Below are 15088 nucleotides of genomic sequence, written 5' to 3' on the forward strand. Positions count from 1 at the left end.
GGGCAGGAAACCTGCCCGAAAAGTATTCAGAAACGAAAAGTTGCGGTAGCGACGGCCTGACGTTCAGCCCCCCAGGAACAGCCGTAGGCCTGAAAGCAGCTGGCAACGTATTCACGGTTCAGTAACTTATTAATATTTAATGCAATACTGATATCATTGAGACCAAAACGGCCTGAGTCATATTTCACCACTTCATTCATCACCGCGGCACTGCCGACTATGGCTATCTTTCGCAAGGAAAGGTGGCCAAGTGAATCAGGGGTAAAACGAGCCATGGCAGTGTTCCTAATGAAGAGGTAAATGATAATGCAAAAGAGAATCATTCTTGCGAGGAGAAGATAATAGACGATACAAAACGTTTATAGCAAGCGCTTAGCCGAACCAGTTACGCCAAGCTATACCCCTGTTTTTCCAGGGTTATGTAACTGTAGGGTTTAGGATAAATAATGGTAATAGAATCATTAAAAAGGGCGAGTCGATACGCAGACTCGCCCTGAATGCTATATTTTTAACCGTTAATTGTTACCAAACATATCTTTAATCCAGCCTGCAACACCATCAGATTCAGGTTGTTCTGCCGGTGCCTGAGTAGGGGCTGCCTGCTGTGGTTGCGACTGACCCTGACTGAATGGATTGTTGTCAACTTGCTGACTTTGCTGGCATAAACCTTCCGGATTTTTTGTCCAGACTGGTAACACGCGATAGCCTACGGTACTGCACTGGAAGTTACCTATGCTGTCAACGCCCAGATCCACGATATTCTCAGGAACGGTTAAGTTCAGTGGGATCGGCGTCTGGTTAGCCAGGTAGCGCTGGTACAGTGACATTGCTCCGCTGGCACCATACAGCTTAGTCGGTTGGTTGTTATCACGACCGACCCAGGTAATTGCGACCTCTTTACCATCAATGCCGGCAAACCAAGTATCGACATTATTGTTGGTGGTACCGGTCTTACCTGCCAGATGCAGATTAGGGTATTTCCCCCCCAACGCACGGCCTGTTCCTTTGGCAATGACCTGCTGCATGGTATACAGCGTCAAATAGGCCGCTTGCGGCGCAACGGCCTGTTCAGCTTGCGGGAAGCTCTGGTATAACACTTTTCCGTCTTCAGCAATCACCGAGCGTAATGCCGACAAGGTGGCGCGATTACCGCCGCTGCCGATAGTCTGGAACGCCTGAGCGACTTCGATCGGCGTCAAGTTCAAGGCTCCTAATAGCATCGCAGGAACCGGATGAAGCTGATCTTTTGGTACTCCCAGTTTAGTCCAAGTCTCAGTCACTGCAGGCAAGCCAAGCGCCATTCCCAGATTAACGGTAGGCACGTTCATTGAACGCGTTAAGGCGTCTACCAGCATAACCTGACCGGTGAACTGTCGGTTATCGTTCTGTGGGGACCAAGTCTGCCCATTTGACATGGGGATCGACAGTGGCGCATCGGAAATCCAGGTATTCAAACGATATCGGTCAGGCTGACCTAACGCAGTCAGGTAGGTTGCAGGCTTCGCCAAAGAACCAATAGAGCGACGTGCCTGAAGCGCACGGTTAAAGCCCGCATACTGCGGCTCGGAGCCACCGACTAAAGCGCGAACTTCGCCGCTGACACGGTCAACAATCACCATTGCCGCTTCGAGATCGTTAAGCTTACGCGATTCACGTAGGGCCGGGATCCCCTCTGTCACCGCTTTTTCTGCTGCATCCTGTGAAACCGAATCGAAGGTGGTAAAAATTTTCACCCCGGACAAGTCCTTCACCTGATCGCCGAGTTTCGCCTGCAGCTCCTGGCGCACCATCTGCATAAAGGCAGGCTGAGGCGAAATAACACCGCCTCTAGGCTGAACGCCTAGCGGGCGCGCACTCAGCATCTGATAAAGTTCCTGATCGATAATCTTCTGTTCTTGCAGCAGGCGTAACACAATATTACGGCGCTCCAGAGCCAGTTTCGGATTACGCCATGGGTTATAAAGTGAAGCCCCTTTCACCATTCCAACCAGCAGCGCTTGTTGATCCAGACTCAGTTCATCAACCGGGCGACCAAAATAGTACAAACTGGCCAGAGGGAAACCGCGGATCTGCTCATCACCACTTTGCCCCAGATAGACTTCATTCAGATACAGCTCAAGAATTCGGTCCTTGCTATAACGGGCATCCATAATGATGGCCATATAGGCTTCGTTTGCTTTACGCCACAGCGTTCTCTGGTTGGTTAAAAACAGGTTTTTTACCAGTTGCTGTGTCAGGGTACTGCCGCCCTGCACTGCGCGTCCGGCAGTGAGGTTCGCCACTACAGCACGCCCAATGGAATACAGACTGATACCGTCATGTTGATAGAAATGACGATCTTCTGTCGCTATCAGAGTGTCGACCAGTAAGTCCGGGAAGTTTGCGCGCGGGACAAACAGCCGCTGCTCACCATTGGTTGAAGAGAGCATGGTTATCAGGCGAGGGTCCAACCGGAACAGACCGAAGTTGCGGTTGTTATCCATATTCTGGATAGATTCCAGGTGCCCGTCTTCAAATTTTAATCTGGCACGAATTTGCCCCTCTTTTCCGTCCGGGAAATCGAACGGACGGCGGATCATTTCAATAGAATTAGCCTGTACAGTAAACTCCCCCGGACGCGTCATACGCGTCACCTGGCGATACTGTGTCGCTTCCAGAAGCTTAACCATTTCTGCTTTGCTGTAAGGCATATCAGGCTCAAGGTTGACCATACGACCATAGACTGCCGCAGGTAACTGCCAGACTTCTCCGTCAATACGGCTACGAATTTTCTGATCGAGATAAATGCCGTAAATAGCCATGCCCACTAAAAACAGGACAAATAGCTTTAACAGAAACTTCAGCAGACGATGCTTTTTAGGTGAGCGCCCGCCCTTGCCTCTTTTTTTCTTTACCGGTGGCATAGGTTCTTCGTCTTCATAGTCATCATTATAATCATCATCTTTGTAATCATCGTCCGAGAGCCGTGAGTTTTTGCCCTTCGTTTTCGCAAAATGCGTAGATTTTCCTTTGCGACCAATTGGCTCGCGGTCATTCCCCGCCATTTTTTATCTCCACAAAATTTCAGGCGAAACGGCCTGATTTTCCACTCTTCCGCCCTGAGCGGAAGAAGAAATTTCTCAAAATTTACTGGTACTTTTTCGTTCGTCGCGTAGGTAATGCCGATGCCGGGTCGTCAGGCCAAACATGTTTGGGGTAACGCCCTTTCATCTCTTTTTGAACTTCGCGATACGACCCCTGCCAGAAAGCAGTGAGATCTTGCGTAACCTGGAGCGGACGCTGCGCCGGAGATAATAGCTCAAGCAGCAAGGGAATACGTCCTTCTGCAATACAAGGTGTCCGGGACTCGCCAAACATTTCCTGCATACGTACCGCCAGTATCGGTGGATTATCATCACTATAACGAATAACAATCTGGCTACCGGTAGGTACAGTGTAGTGAGTTGGTAACGCACTATCCAGCCGTTGACGCAGAGACCAGTCGAGCAAATGGGTGAGTGCTTTACTTAAATCTATTTTTTTCAAATCCTTAAGAGAATAGATACCGTTCATTTCCGGCAACAGCCAGTGCTCAAGATTTTCCAGTAACGCCGCATCATCTACCGTCGGCCATTCCCATTCAGGCAGCCAGCGTGCAGCACAGCTCAGGCGTAAACGTAATTGCTCAGCAGCCGATGACCAAGTCAGGCAGTTCAGTCCATTTGTGCGGATACCATTCAGAATGGCCTGCTGCATCTCTGCTTCCGAAGGTTTCTCCTGCGGCTGAACGCTGATAACCAGTTTATCAATTTTACGCCGACGCAATGCTTTTAATACGCCATGCTCGTCGTTCCACTCAACGGAATTATCGGTTTCGATAAGCCCAGGACACTTCGCCGTTAACGCTGCCAGTTCAATCGGCAAGGCAAGTAAAATACGGGCATCCGGTGAGGCATTACCTTGCAGCAATAAAGGGGTAATAAGCCATTCATAACGAGTCAGGGCATCATCATCATCAAGCATAGCGCCCATACCATTCGCTAACTGATAGCGTCCTCCACTTCCCCGACGCCGGGCAATCCTGTCGGGAAAGGCCTGGGCCAGCAGAGGCATAATCAGCGCGAGATCTGCTTTACCTCCGCGGCTATTCAGCCGCTGAAGTAGCTGACCGGCTCGCTGACGCACGGTACTTGACGCGTTATCAAAAGCTACGCGTAAATCCCCTGCGGAGGTAAAACGCGGAGGATCTTCAAGCAGTGCCACAAGTAAAGCAGCACTGGCTTGTTCATCTGCGGTTTTCGCAGCCACCAGCATACTGGCTGAACGGGGATCGCAACCAATCTGAGCCATCTTCTGACCGGAAGTCGTCAGAGACAGTTTGTCATCGATAGCGCCTATCCGCCGCAATATTTTCTGGGCCTGGGCAAGGTTTACTGCCGGGGGCATATCCAGCCAGGTAAGCTGGGTGATGTCATTGCATCCCCACTGCAGAATATCCAGTTGCAGGCTGGATAAATCACTGTTGAGAATTTCCGGGCTGCTTTGTGCGCTGGCTCTCTCGGCTTGTTCAGCACTGATGAGATGCAGGCAAATTCCCGGTTCCAGACGTCCGGCACGCCCTGCGCGCTGGCCCATTGAAGCCTGGCTAATACGCTGGGTCACCAGTCGCGTCAGCCCGGTCATTGGATCAAAACGCACCGCACGTTCCAGAGCGCTGTCAATCACCAGACGGATACCTTCAATAGTCAGGCTGGTTTCTGCAATATTGGTTGCCAGCACCACTTTACGTTGCCCCGCAGGCGCAGGAAGAATCGCCTGACGTTGCTCATTCAAGGAGAGTGCGCCATAAAGAGGACATAACAGAACGTCTTCAGCAACACGTTCGGTTAACAGTTCAAGTACGCGTTTAATTTCGCTGACACCGGGTAGAAATAACAGTAAAGAGCCTGGTTCATGCCGTAGTAAACCGGCAACTTCACTGGCAACCGCCTCATGAAAACGCTGATGTGTTGATAGCGAGCTATAGCGCCGCTCAACCGGAAAAGTACGCCCTTGTGAAGTGACCACGGGGGCGGCCGGAAGACGTTGCTGCAAGCGTGTATCATCCAGGGTCGCGGACATTATGAGTATTCTTAAATCATCTCGTAGCCCTTCCTGTACATCAAGGAGCAGAGCCAGAGCCAGATCGGCCTGTAAACTACGTTCATGGAACTCGTCGAGGATAACCAAATCGACACCATTCAGCTCCGGATCTTGCTGGATCTGACGGGTAAGTATCCCTTCAGTCACCACTTCGAGCCGTGTCTTGGCGCTGACACAGCTATCTGCCCTCATCCGATAGCCGACGGTTTGTCCAGGCTTCTCACCCAGTAGTTCTGCCATACGCTGTGCAACATTACGCGCCGCCAGACGGCGTGGTTCCAGCAATAATATACGACCGTTTCCGGTGCTTTGAGCAAGAATTTGCAGTGGCAGCCAGGTGGACTTTCCCGCACCTGTAGGCGCAATTAATAATACTTGCGGGGCAGAAGCGAGTGCAGCAAGCAGCTCAGGCAAAACGGTCGCAACCGGTAATGACGACACAAACAGCTCCAGGGGTTAACATCACAGGGCCGGTATTGTAGCATCAGTCCCCCATAACCGAGAGATACCCATGACCGAAACTCGCCGTCTGTTTTTTGCACTCGCGCTTCCCGACGAGATACAGTCCGGGCTTATCTCCTGGCGGGCAAGCCATTTTCCCTACTCGGCAGGCAAGCCGGTGGTTCAGGCTAATTTGCATCTGACACTCGCTTTTTTGGGTGATATCTCAGCCGAAAAGCAACGCGCGCTGTCTCAGTTAGCCGGGCGTATTCGACAACCGGCATTTAATGTATGTCTTAATAATGCCGGGCAATGGCTTCGTTCCGGCGTTATTTGGGTCGGGCCGCGGCAAGCCCCGAGAGGGTTGTTACAACTGGCTGACATGCTGCGCGCTCAGGCGGCGCGCAGTGGTTGTCATCAGCCCGCAATGCCATTTCATCCTCATATCACGCTGTATCGTCAGGCCACGCAAGCCGTCGCCCTGCCACCGCCGGGCTTTAGCTGGTCATTTCGTCCCACCGAGTTTGCACTCTACTCCTCAAACTTCAAACGGGGGCGGACACAATACCAGGTACTGGAAAAATGGCCGTTATCAGAGCAGTAAACTGACGCCTTCAGGGAAATCGGTCAGGCTGATTTCCGATTATTTATTACAACACGTCAACCAACCTTCTGGAACGTGTTGTCAGCAATCTGGAACCGAAGATGGAATTTACGCCCCCCCTACAATCGGCAACGCTGATTAAGCGCTATAAGCGGTTTCTGGCCGATGTCGTCACCCAGGAAGGTGAAGTTATCACACTGCATTGTCCCAATACGGGTGCCATGACCGGTTGTGCTACACCCGGCGATACGGTCTGGTATTCAACCTCAGATAATCTGAAACGTAAGTATCCCAATAGCTGGGAGCTAACCCAAACCCAGCATCAGGAAATGATTTGCGTAAATACGCTACGTGCCAATCAGCTGGTCAAGGAACGGCTGCTTAGCGATCCCCCTGCATTTTTAGCAGGTTACAGCCGCTGCCAAAGCGAAGTAACCTACGGTAGCGAAGGCAGCCGTATCGATTTCATGCTGAGTGCAGATGGCCTGGTAAACTGCTATATCGAAGTGAAATCAGTTACCTTATTTGAACAAGGTAAAGGTTTTTTTCCTGATGCGGTGAGTTTACGTGGACAAAAACATCTAAGAGAGTTAATTAATGTCGTTAAACAGGGAGAGCGTGCGGTGATGTTGTTTGCCGTATTGCATTCCGCTATTACCAGCGTTTCACCGGCGCGTCATATTGACGCAAAGTACGCGCAGTTGTTAACAGAAGCACAGCAGTGTGGCGTTGAAATTATTGCGCTAAAAGCAGAACTTTTTGCCACACATATCACTCTAACTACGCCGTTACCTGTCTATTTAACGTAATGTTTTATAATGAGTAGATAGCGTGACACTTTATTTATCGTTGTTTTCGCAGATACGCGTTTCTTCACATGATTGTCAATAGATGGGGTTATATAATTGCCATCGTGAAGCGGTTCTGCTATTTATAGCGGCCTGATTTTACCCCGACAGGGGATCGATAAGTGCGTGTCAAGGAGAAAAAACATGCAAGAAGGGCAAAAGCGTAAGACGTCGTCCCTGAGTATTCTCGCCATCGCTGGGGTGGAGCCATACCAAGAGAAGCCGGGTGAAGAGTATATGAACGAAGCTCAGCTGTCGCACTTCAAACGTATTCTTGAAGCATGGCGTTCTCAGCTCATGGACGAGGTTAACCGTACTGTTTCGCATATGCAGGATGAAGCTGCTAACTTCCCGGACCCGGTAGATCGTGCAGCCCAGGAAGAAGAGTTCAGTCTCGAATTACGTAACCGCGATCGCGAACGTAAATTGATCAAGAAGATTGAAAAGACGCTGAAAAAAGCAGAAGACGAAGATTTCGGTTACTGCGAATCTTGTGGTGTTGAAATCGGTATTCGCCGTCTTGAAGCACGTCCGACAGCTGATTTATGTATTGACTGTAAAACACTGGCAGAAATCCGTGAAAAGCAGATGACAGGCTAATAGCCCGTCTTAAGAGTAAGGATGGGTCCGCCATCCTTATTCTTCAATATCAACAGATGACCAGAGAAACGCTGGTTAGCCGAAATTCCAGAGATGTTTTTGTCATCCTGCCACAACATTACTTTGAACATGCCCACTCAAGATTATATCGGTCGCTTCGCTCCCTCACCTTCTGGCGCACTGCATTTTGGTTCACTGGTGACTGCTCTTGGCAGTTATCTCCAGGCGCGCTCCCGACAGGGACGCTGGCTGGTGCGTATCGAAGATATCGATCCCCCGCGTGAAATACCCGGTGCCGCCACGACGATTTTGCAGCAGCTGGAACACTACGGTTTATACTGGGATGGCAGCGTGTTATGGCAGTCACAGCGTCACGAAGCCTATCGGGCAGCCCTGGATACCCTGCGTGTAGCCGGCTTGAGCTATTTCTGTACCTGTACTCGCAGTCGAGTCCATCAGATGGGGGGCATCTACGATGGCTTTTGTCGCAAACGTAACAATGGCCCCGAGAATGCTGCGCTACGCTTTATCCAGCAGCATCCGGTGATGCAGTTCACTGACCAGTTATCCGGTACACTGTATGCCGATAGCGCACTGGCTCGAGAAGACTTTATCATTCACCGCCGCGATGGTTTATTTGCTTATAATCTCGCCGTGGTGGTGGACGATAACCATCAGGGAGTCACTGAAATTGTCCGTGGTGCTGATTTAATCGAGCCCACTGTACGGCAAATTTCGTTATACCAGCAATTTGGCTGGCAAACGCCCTCTTATATTCATTTGCCGCTGGTGCTGAATTTACAGGGAGAAAAACTGTCGAAGCAAAATCATGCCCCGGCGTTACCATCAGATGACCCTCGCCCTGTGATTGTTCAAGCATTACGCTTTTTAAATCAACCTGTTGAAAATAACTGGGCGGATTTATCCCTGGAAAAATTGCTGGTTAATGCTGTCGATAACTGGTCTCTATTACGGGTACCAGTGAATACATGATTCTCAAATGCTCTGCACCAGGCTATTATTAGCCGCTGTTTTTTTTGTACCCATGATTGACACTACTGAGGTGGACCATTTTTACCCGAGTCGCTAATTTTTGCCGCAAGGTGCTTAACCGCGATAATGAAAATATCGTGGCCGAGGAGAGTGAACCTTCCCCGCACATCACGGTTATTCCGCGTGACAAGCACGCTATTTCTCGCAAAGATATCAGTGAAAACGCCCTCAAGGTGCTCTATCGCCTGAATAAATCTGGATATGAAGCCTATCTGGTCGGTGGCGGTGTCCGTGATCTTCTGTTGGGTACAAAACCAAAAGATTTCGATGTGACCACCAATGCGACACCCGAACAGGTTCGTAAACTGTTCCGTAACTGTCGTCTGGTCGGCCGCCGCTTTCGTCTGGCTCATATTATGTTTGGACCAGAAATAATTGAGGTTGCGACTTTCCGTGGTCATCATGAAGAACAACCTTCTGAAGACCGGCAGATATCGCAACGTGGCGAAAACGGTATGCTATTGCGCGACAATATCTTCGGCTCGATCGAAGAAGATGCTCAGCGCCGTGATTTTACTATCAACAGCCTCTATTACAGTGTTGCTGACTTCACCGTACGTGATTATGTTGGCGGCCTGTCTGACCTTAACCAAGGTATTATTCGTCTGATTGGTACGCCGGAGACTCGCTATCGTGAGGATCCTGTACGCATGTTGCGTGCAGTGCGTTTTGCCGCCAAGCTCAATATGACGATAAGCCCGGAGACTGCTGAACCTATCTCCCGTCTCGCCACGCTGCTCAATGATGTACCACCAGCACGTCTGTATGAAGAGTCGCTTAAGCTGCTACAAGCGGGCTATGGTTATCAAACCTATTTGTTGTTGCGTCAGTATCATCTGTTCCAGCCTATGTTCCCGATAATTACACGTAACTTCACGGAACAGAATGACAGCTCAATGGAACATATGATTGAGCGGGTACTGAAAAATACCGATAACCGTATTCAGAATGATATGCGCGTTAATCCGGCATTTCTGTTCGCCACTATGCTCTGGTATCCACTGCTGGAAATGGCACAAAAAATCACCCAGGAAAGCGGGCTTGCCTATTACGATGCCTTTGCGATGGCCATGAATGATGTGCTGGATGAAGCCTGTCGTGCGCTGGCTATTCCTAAACGTATTACGACTTTGGTCCGTGATATGTGGGGGCTGCAATTACGTCTGTCACGTCGTCAGGGTAAGCGCGCCTGGAAGCTTATGGAGCATCCTAAGTTCCGTGCAGCTTATGATTTACTGGCCTTACGTGCTGAAGTGGAAAATAACCAGGAACTGTTACGCCTGACCAAGTGGTGGGGAGAGTTCCAGGTTGCGACACCTTCACTGCAAAAGGATATGCTACTTAATCTTGGTGATGAACCCGCCATTCGTCGTCGTCACCGTCGTCCGCGTAAACATACCCCGCGCGGCCAGGCATGACCCTCGCGTATATCGCTCTTGGCAGCAATCAGGCTTCCCCGCTGGAACAAGTCTCTTCAGCGCTGGAAGCGATTGCTACCATTAGAGACAGCCACATTGTGGCGGTCTCCTCGTTTTACCGTACCCCGCCTTTAGGTCCTCCCAATCAACCCGACTATCTTAATGCTGCTGTTGCTCTGGAAACCACTTTGTCAGCCGACGAACTGCTCACTCAGACACAACGCATCGAGCTGGAACAGGGTAGAGTACGCAAAGCGGAGCGCTGGGGACCACGGACTTTGGATCTCGATATTATGCTGTTTGGCAACGAAGTCATCACGACTTCGCGTCTGACAGTCCCCCATTATGACATGAAAAATCGGGCGTTCATGCTGCTGCCATTACTGGAAATTGCGCCTGAATGTCGTTTCCCTGATGGACATACTGTACGGGACACACTGGCAGCACTTTCCCTTGAGGGAATAACCGCCTGGTGATCGGTACATCAGTCCATTTGTCCGCTCTTTTCTCTGGAGAAGATGATGAAATCCACCACAATCTCAACACTGCGTCAGCTAAAGCAAGAAAAGAAAAAATTCGCCACACTGACGGCCTACGATTTTAGTTTCGCTAAATTATTTGCCGACGAAGGTATTGGCGTGGTTCTGGTTGGTGATTCACTGGGTATGACCATTCAGGGTCATGACTCCACTCTGCCTGTCACCGTTGACGATATTGCCTATCATACCCGTGCCGTGCGCCGCGGCATACCTGCCGGACTGGTTATCGCTGACCTGCCTTTTATGTCCTATGCTACGCCCGAACACACCTTTGTTAACGCAGCGACGCTGATGCGGGCAGGCGCAAATATGGTGAAAGTAGAAGGTGGACGTTGGTTGTCTGACACGGTTCGCCTGTTAACCGAGCGCGCTGTCCCCGTCTGCGGACATATTGGTCTGACGCCGCAGTCGGTCAATATTTTTGGCGGCTATAAAATTCAGGGACGAGACGCGGATGCGGCACAAACCCTGCTGGATGATGCCCTGGCGCTGGAAGCCGCAGGTGCACAACTACTGGTATTAGAGTGCGTCCCAGTCAAACTGGCGCAACGTATTACCGAAGCATTGATAATTCCGGTTATTGGTATTGGGGCCGGTAATGCGACCGATGGTCAGATCCTCGTCATGCATGATGCATTCGGTATTACCGGCGGCCATATTCCTAAGTTTGCAAAAAATTTCCTTGCTGAAACCGGTGATGCGCGTGCTGCGGTTCGTCAGTATATTGCCGAAGTCGAGTCCGGTCTGTATCCGGGTGATGAACACAGTTTCCAGTAGAAGAGAGTTGTCATGCTAATTATTGAGACATTGCCACTGCTGCGTCAGCAGATCCGTCGTTTTCGTCAGGAAGGTAAGCGTGTGGCTTTGGTGCCAACAATGGGTAACCTGCACGAAGGCCACCTGACGCTAGTTGAACAAGCTAAAGCACGTGCAGATATCGTAATAGTGAGTATCTTCGTTAACCCGATGCAGTTTGAACGTCAGGATGATTTGGCCCGTTATCCACGCACCCTGCAAGACGACTGCGAAAAACTGAACCGTCAAAAAGTCGATTTAGTTTTTACCCCAGCACCTAAAGATATCTATCCGCAGGGGTTGGATACCCAGACAACGGTTGATGTACCGGGTATATCGACCATTCTCGAAGGCGAAAGCCGCCCGGGTCATTTCCGTGGTGTGTCGACGATTGTCAGTAAATTGTTCAACCTGGTACAACCCGATATTGCCTGTTTTGGCGAGAAGGATTACCAGCAACTGGCTCTGATCCGCAAAATGGTCGCGGATATGGGTTATGACATTCAAATTATTGGTGTGCCGACCGTCAGAGCCAAAGATGGCCTGGCACTCAGCTCACGTAATGGTTACCTGAGCGCAAGTGAACGTAAAGTGGCTCCGGGACTCAATCAGGTCATCAATAGCCTGGCCCAGAGTCTGCTGAACGGACAGCGCGATTTGGAGTCGATGGTACAGCTTGCTAATCAGGAACTTGAGCAAAAAGGTTTCCGTCCCGATGCGCTGGATATTCGTGATGCCGATACTTTGCAACCGCTGAGTGAGAAAAGTCAAAGAGCGGTTATCCTGGCGGCAGCCTGGCTGGGCAACGCACGTTTAATCGACAATCAAGTGGTCATTTTAGCCCCGTAGACAACATGCTAAAAACGGGTAATACTGCGTCCATTCATTGATGATACCGACAAAGTCGGTTGAAAAGGATGACAAAACATGGGCGTTAATAGCCCAGAAGTCATCAACCAAAAAGGTTTAGTTATGATCCGCACCATGCTGCAAGGCAAGTTACACCGTGTCAAGGTGACTCAAGCCTGTCTCCACTACGAAGGTTCCTGTGCTATAGATCAGGACTTTTTAGATGCTGCCGGAATTCTGGAATACGAAGCGATTGATATCTATAACGTGACGAATGGTCAGCGTTTCTCTACTTACGCTATCGCCGGTGAACGTGGCTCAAAGATTATTTCTGTTAACGGCGCCGCGGCGCACTGTGCCGCAGTAGATGATATTTTAATCATCGCCAGCTATGTCACTATGCCGGATGAACAGGCGCGTACCTGGAAGCCTAAAGTAGCCTATTTTGAGGGTGCAAACGAGATGAAACGTCTTGCGAAAGCCGTTCCGGTACAGGTTGCCTGACTCCTTCCCCGTCTGTTTTTCAGGCGGGGAAATCACTTTTCTTGAGTTACGGATATGTGCGTTCGATAAGCACAAAAGGCGGATGCTTTTGCTGTTGATGCCAGAGGCTCGTCACTGACTCTCCCCCCATCGTCACAATCTGCTCCCGAAAAGCGTCGCTGGATAGCAAAGTACGGTATTCGTTCATCGCACACAGCAATGATAAACTGGCACCTGAAATCACTTCGCAGAAATCATGTTTATTGCTGAGCAATGCCGCTGCGCGATAAGGTTCCTCGCCGGTAACATCGGTCAGAAAAATAACGCCCTCCCCCGAATCACAGACATGAAGTGCATCGCACATCATTCGCGACAGCATATGGGTACTCATGCCTTTTTCAAAATTCACGCCACAGCACTGAGGCAAGGGCCCCAGGCATTTTTCAAGTGTATCCAGCATGTCTCGTGCATAAGAGTCATGTCCGGCGATGATCCAGCCTAGCATAGAAGTCGTTCTCCGCTCAGTCCTCCTGTCACCAGGAGGACATAACAAAGGTATCAGGAACGTAATCCGGTACCACGTTCAATCAGATACCAGCACAGCAAATAAAAACCGACAATAAAGCTAATCAGCACGCCAACTGTCGTTGCCAGAGACACGTCGGCTATCCCTAAGAAGCCGAAACGAAAACCACTTATCATATAGACGACAGGGTTTAGCTGCGACAGCGTCTGCCAAAATGGCGGTAACAGTGTCAGAGAGTAAAATACACCGCCCAGATAGGTCAGAGGGGTTAAGACAAAAGTTGGGATCAGACTGATATCATCAAAAGATTTCGCAAATACCGCATTCAATAATCCCGCCAAAGAAAACAGTATCGCAGTTAATATCAGGGTCAGAGCGATAAACAGCCAGGAGTGTACCTGGAAGGGAACAAAAAATAATGACACCACGGTGACCAGAATACCCACACACAAACCACGCGCCACACCACCGCCAACATAACCGGCAATAATAATATGGGTCGGAACCGGGGCGACGAGCAGTTCTTCAATATTATACTGGAATTTGGCGCTATAAAACGATGAGGCCACATTGGTATAAGCGTTAGTGATAACCGACATCATAATCAGGCCGGGAACAATAAACTGCATATAACTGAAGCCATGCATCTCGCCAATACGTGAGCCAATCAGGTTACCGAAGATGACAAAATACAGTGACATGGTAATCACAGGCGGCACCAGAGTTTGTATCCAGATTCGGGCAAAACGATGAATTTCTTTAACCCAGATACTTTTCAGCGCGACCCAATATAAATGCATCATGAGGACTCTCCATTCACCAAGGTCACAAATAATTCTTCAAGGCGGTTAGCCTTGTTACGCATGCTCAGCACCTGTACCCCTTGTGCGCTAAGCTGACTGAAAATACTATTAATCCCCTGCTCACGCAGCACTTCGACTTCCAGCGTTGAAGTATCCACTAAACGATAGCGGTAACCATCCAGTACCGGCAGCGGGCATTTTGGCGCTAAATCGAGGATAAATGTCTCGGACTCTAATTTTGCCAGCAAAGACTTCATTGAGGTATTTTCTACCAGCTCACCATGCTGAATAATGCCGATATTACGACACAGCATTTCCGCCTCCTCGAGATAGTGAGTGGTAAGAATAATGGTAGTGCCTTTGTCGTTGAGGTCTTTAAGAAAGCCCCACATCGAACGGCGTAGCTCGATATCGACGCCTGCGGTAGGTTCATCGAGGATCAGCAGCTTCGGCTCATGCATTAAGGCACGGGCTATCATTAAACGGCGTTTCATGCCACCTGATAACATGCGCGCACGTTCATTGCGCTTTTCCCATAAATCGAGCTGTTTTAAATACTTTTCACTACGTTTAATCGCTTCAGGACGCTCTACACCATAATAGCCCGCCTGGTGGACCACTATCTGTTGTACCGTCTCAAATGGGTTAAAGTTAAACTCCTGGGGAACCAGCCCAAGCTGACGCTTGGCATTGACCACATCTTTTTGCAGGTCATAGCCAAAAACGCGTACATTACCGGAGGTTTTATTAACCAGTGAACTGATAATTCCGATAGTCGTTGATTTACCAGCACCATTAGGGCCCAGTAAAGCGTAAAAATCGCCCGCTTCCACACGCAAGTCAATGCCGCGTAAAGCCCGGACACCACCAGGATAGGTTTTGGTTAACTGTTCCAGTTCCAATGCAATTGTCATGGGGACTCACTTACCTTTTCGCTACTGTATACAAAATAGTTTGGACTACAGGAGAAGAATGCTCTTCAGTGGCCAGGATAAATGACATAGACCA

Annotated in this window: 14 protein-coding genes and 1 pseudogene; 9 read left to right on the plus strand and 6 right to left on the minus strand. The window is 49.8% G+C overall.

Annotated features, from left to right (window positions below):
* Positions 1 to 26: 26 nt before the first annotated feature.
* The 3 genes and pseudogenes from Q1A40_RS16555 to hrpB all read right to left on the minus strand — a co-directional run.
* Positions 27 to 218: pseudogene (locus Q1A40_RS16555) on the minus strand (hypothetical protein); the annotation flags it as partial.
* 297 nt (positions 219 to 515) lie between these two features.
* A complete protein-coding gene (gene mrcB / locus Q1A40_RS16560) occupies positions 516 to 3044 on the minus strand; it encodes a bifunctional glycosyl transferase/transpeptidase (RefSeq protein ID WP_300002133.1) in 2529 nt (842 codons plus the stop codon).
* Positions 3045 to 3126: 82 nt separating this feature from the next.
* Positions 3127 to 5562: an ATP-dependent helicase HrpB gene (gene hrpB, locus Q1A40_RS16565; RefSeq protein WP_300002135.1), complete on the minus strand. Its 2436-nt coding sequence runs from the start codon at positions 5560 to 5562 to the stop codon at positions 3127 to 3129.
* Between the two features lie 70 nt (positions 5563 to 5632).
* On the opposite strand from hrpB, the gene thpR reads away from it, so the two are divergent.
* From thpR to panD, 9 genes are all read left to right on the plus strand, one after another.
* Positions 5633 to 6166, plus strand: a complete 534-nt coding sequence (gene thpR / locus Q1A40_RS16570; RefSeq protein ID WP_300002137.1) for an RNA 2',3'-cyclic phosphodiesterase — start codon at positions 5633 to 5635, stop codon at positions 6164 to 6166.
* A gap of 101 nt (positions 6167 to 6267) precedes the next feature.
* Positions 6268 to 6975 carry a DNA/RNA nuclease SfsA gene (gene sfsA, locus Q1A40_RS16575; protein ID WP_300002140.1) on the plus strand — a complete coding sequence of 236 codons (708 nt, stop codon included), beginning with the start codon at positions 6268 to 6270 and terminating at the stop codon, positions 6973 to 6975.
* 183 nt (positions 6976 to 7158) lie between these two features.
* The gene (dksA, locus tag Q1A40_RS16580; protein WP_259051505.1) at positions 7159 to 7614 is read left to right on the plus strand and encodes an RNA polymerase-binding protein DksA; all 456 of its coding nucleotides are present in this window, start codon (positions 7159 to 7161) and stop codon (positions 7612 to 7614) included.
* A gap of 129 nt (positions 7615 to 7743) precedes the next feature.
* Complete coding sequence (gene gluQRS / locus Q1A40_RS16585; RefSeq protein WP_300002145.1) at positions 7744 to 8607, plus strand: tRNA glutamyl-Q(34) synthetase GluQRS; 864 nt, start codon at positions 7744 to 7746, stop codon at positions 8605 to 8607.
* Positions 8608 to 8684: 77 nt separating this feature from the next.
* Positions 8685 to 10085, plus strand: a complete 1401-nt coding sequence (gene pcnB, locus Q1A40_RS16590) for a polynucleotide adenylyltransferase PcnB (protein WP_300002226.1) — start codon at positions 8685 to 8687, stop codon at positions 10083 to 10085.
* The gene (gene folK, locus Q1A40_RS16595) at positions 10082 to 10561 is read left to right on the plus strand and encodes a 2-amino-4-hydroxy-6-hydroxymethyldihydropteridine diphosphokinase (RefSeq protein WP_300002148.1); all 480 of its coding nucleotides are present in this window, start codon (positions 10082 to 10084) and stop codon (positions 10559 to 10561) included. Before pcnB ends, folK begins: the two co-directional genes overlap by 4 nt.
* A 45-nt stretch (positions 10562 to 10606) precedes the next feature.
* A complete protein-coding gene (gene panB, locus Q1A40_RS16600; protein WP_300002229.1) occupies positions 10607 to 11401 on the plus strand; it encodes a 3-methyl-2-oxobutanoate hydroxymethyltransferase in 795 nt (264 codons plus the stop codon).
* A gap of 12 nt (positions 11402 to 11413) precedes the next feature.
* Entirely contained in the window at positions 11414 to 12268 is an 855-nt protein-coding gene (panC, locus tag Q1A40_RS16605) for a pantoate--beta-alanine ligase (RefSeq protein WP_300002151.1), read from the plus strand.
* A 123-nt stretch (positions 12269 to 12391) separates the two neighbouring features.
* Entirely contained in the window at positions 12392 to 12772 is a 381-nt protein-coding gene (panD, locus tag Q1A40_RS16610; RefSeq protein ID WP_300002232.1) for an aspartate 1-decarboxylase, read from the plus strand.
* Positions 12773 to 12818: 46 nt separating this feature from the next.
* Here panD and Q1A40_RS16615 read toward each other — a convergent pair whose 3' ends face one another.
* The 3 genes from Q1A40_RS16615 to Q1A40_RS16625 are packed head-to-tail and all read right to left on the minus strand — an operon-like array spanning position 12819 to position 14994.
* The gene (locus Q1A40_RS16615; RefSeq protein ID WP_300002154.1) at positions 12819 to 13256 is read right to left on the minus strand and encodes a PTS sugar transporter subunit IIA; all 438 of its coding nucleotides are present in this window, start codon (positions 13254 to 13256) and stop codon (positions 12819 to 12821) included.
* Positions 13257 to 13309: 53 nt separating this feature from the next.
* Positions 13310 to 14080 (minus strand): ABC transporter permease, encoded by a 771-nt coding sequence (locus Q1A40_RS16620; protein ID WP_300002157.1) that lies wholly within the window; start codon positions 14078 to 14080, stop codon positions 13310 to 13312.
* Positions 14077 to 14994 (minus strand): ABC transporter ATP-binding protein, encoded by a 918-nt coding sequence (locus tag Q1A40_RS16625; RefSeq protein ID WP_300002160.1) that lies wholly within the window; start codon positions 14992 to 14994, stop codon positions 14077 to 14079. The genes Q1A40_RS16620 and Q1A40_RS16625 overlap by 4 nt, the downstream gene beginning before the upstream one ends.
* Positions 14995 to 15088: the final 94 nt, after the last annotated feature.

This window comes from uncultured Cedecea sp. (genome assembly GCF_947498825.1).
Classification (GTDB): Bacteria; Pseudomonadota; Gammaproteobacteria; order Enterobacterales; family Enterobacteriaceae; genus JGM124.

Excerpts from the sequence above, each read along its gene's own strand:
- panC (WP_300002151.1), top strand. The coding sequence starts at position 11,414 with ATGCTAATTATTGAGACATTGCCACTGCTGCGTCAGCAGATCCGTCGT.
- Q1A40_RS16625 (WP_300002160.1), bottom strand. The coding sequence starts at position 14,994 with ATGACAATTGCATTGGAACTGGAACAGTTAACCAAAACCTATCCTGGT.
- panD (WP_300002232.1), top strand. The coding sequence starts at position 12,392 with ATGATCCGCACCATGCTGCAAGGCAAGTTACACCGTGTCAAGGTGACT.
- folK (WP_300002148.1), top strand. The coding sequence starts at position 10,082 with ATGACCCTCGCGTATATCGCTCTTGGCAGCAATCAGGCTTCCCCGCTG.
- mrcB (WP_300002133.1), bottom strand. The coding sequence starts at position 3,044 with ATGGCGGGGAATGACCGCGAGCCAATTGGTCGCAAAGGAAAATCTACG.
- thpR (WP_300002137.1), top strand. The coding sequence starts at position 5,633 with ATGACCGAAACTCGCCGTCTGTTTTTTGCACTCGCGCTTCCCGACGAG.
- sfsA (WP_300002140.1), top strand. The coding sequence starts at position 6,268 with ATGGAATTTACGCCCCCCCTACAATCGGCAACGCTGATTAAGCGCTAT.
- Q1A40_RS16615 (WP_300002154.1), bottom strand. The coding sequence starts at position 13,256 with ATGCTAGGCTGGATCATCGCCGGACATGACTCTTATGCACGAGACATG.
- Q1A40_RS16620 (WP_300002157.1), bottom strand. The coding sequence starts at position 14,080 with ATGATGCATTTATATTGGGTCGCGCTGAAAAGTATCTGGGTTAAAGAA.
- dksA (WP_259051505.1), top strand. The coding sequence starts at position 7,159 with ATGCAAGAAGGGCAAAAGCGTAAGACGTCGTCCCTGAGTATTCTCGCC.
- panB (WP_300002229.1), top strand. The coding sequence starts at position 10,607 with ATGAAATCCACCACAATCTCAACACTGCGTCAGCTAAAGCAAGAAAAG.
- gluQRS (WP_300002145.1), top strand. The coding sequence starts at position 7,744 with ATGCCCACTCAAGATTATATCGGTCGCTTCGCTCCCTCACCTTCTGGC.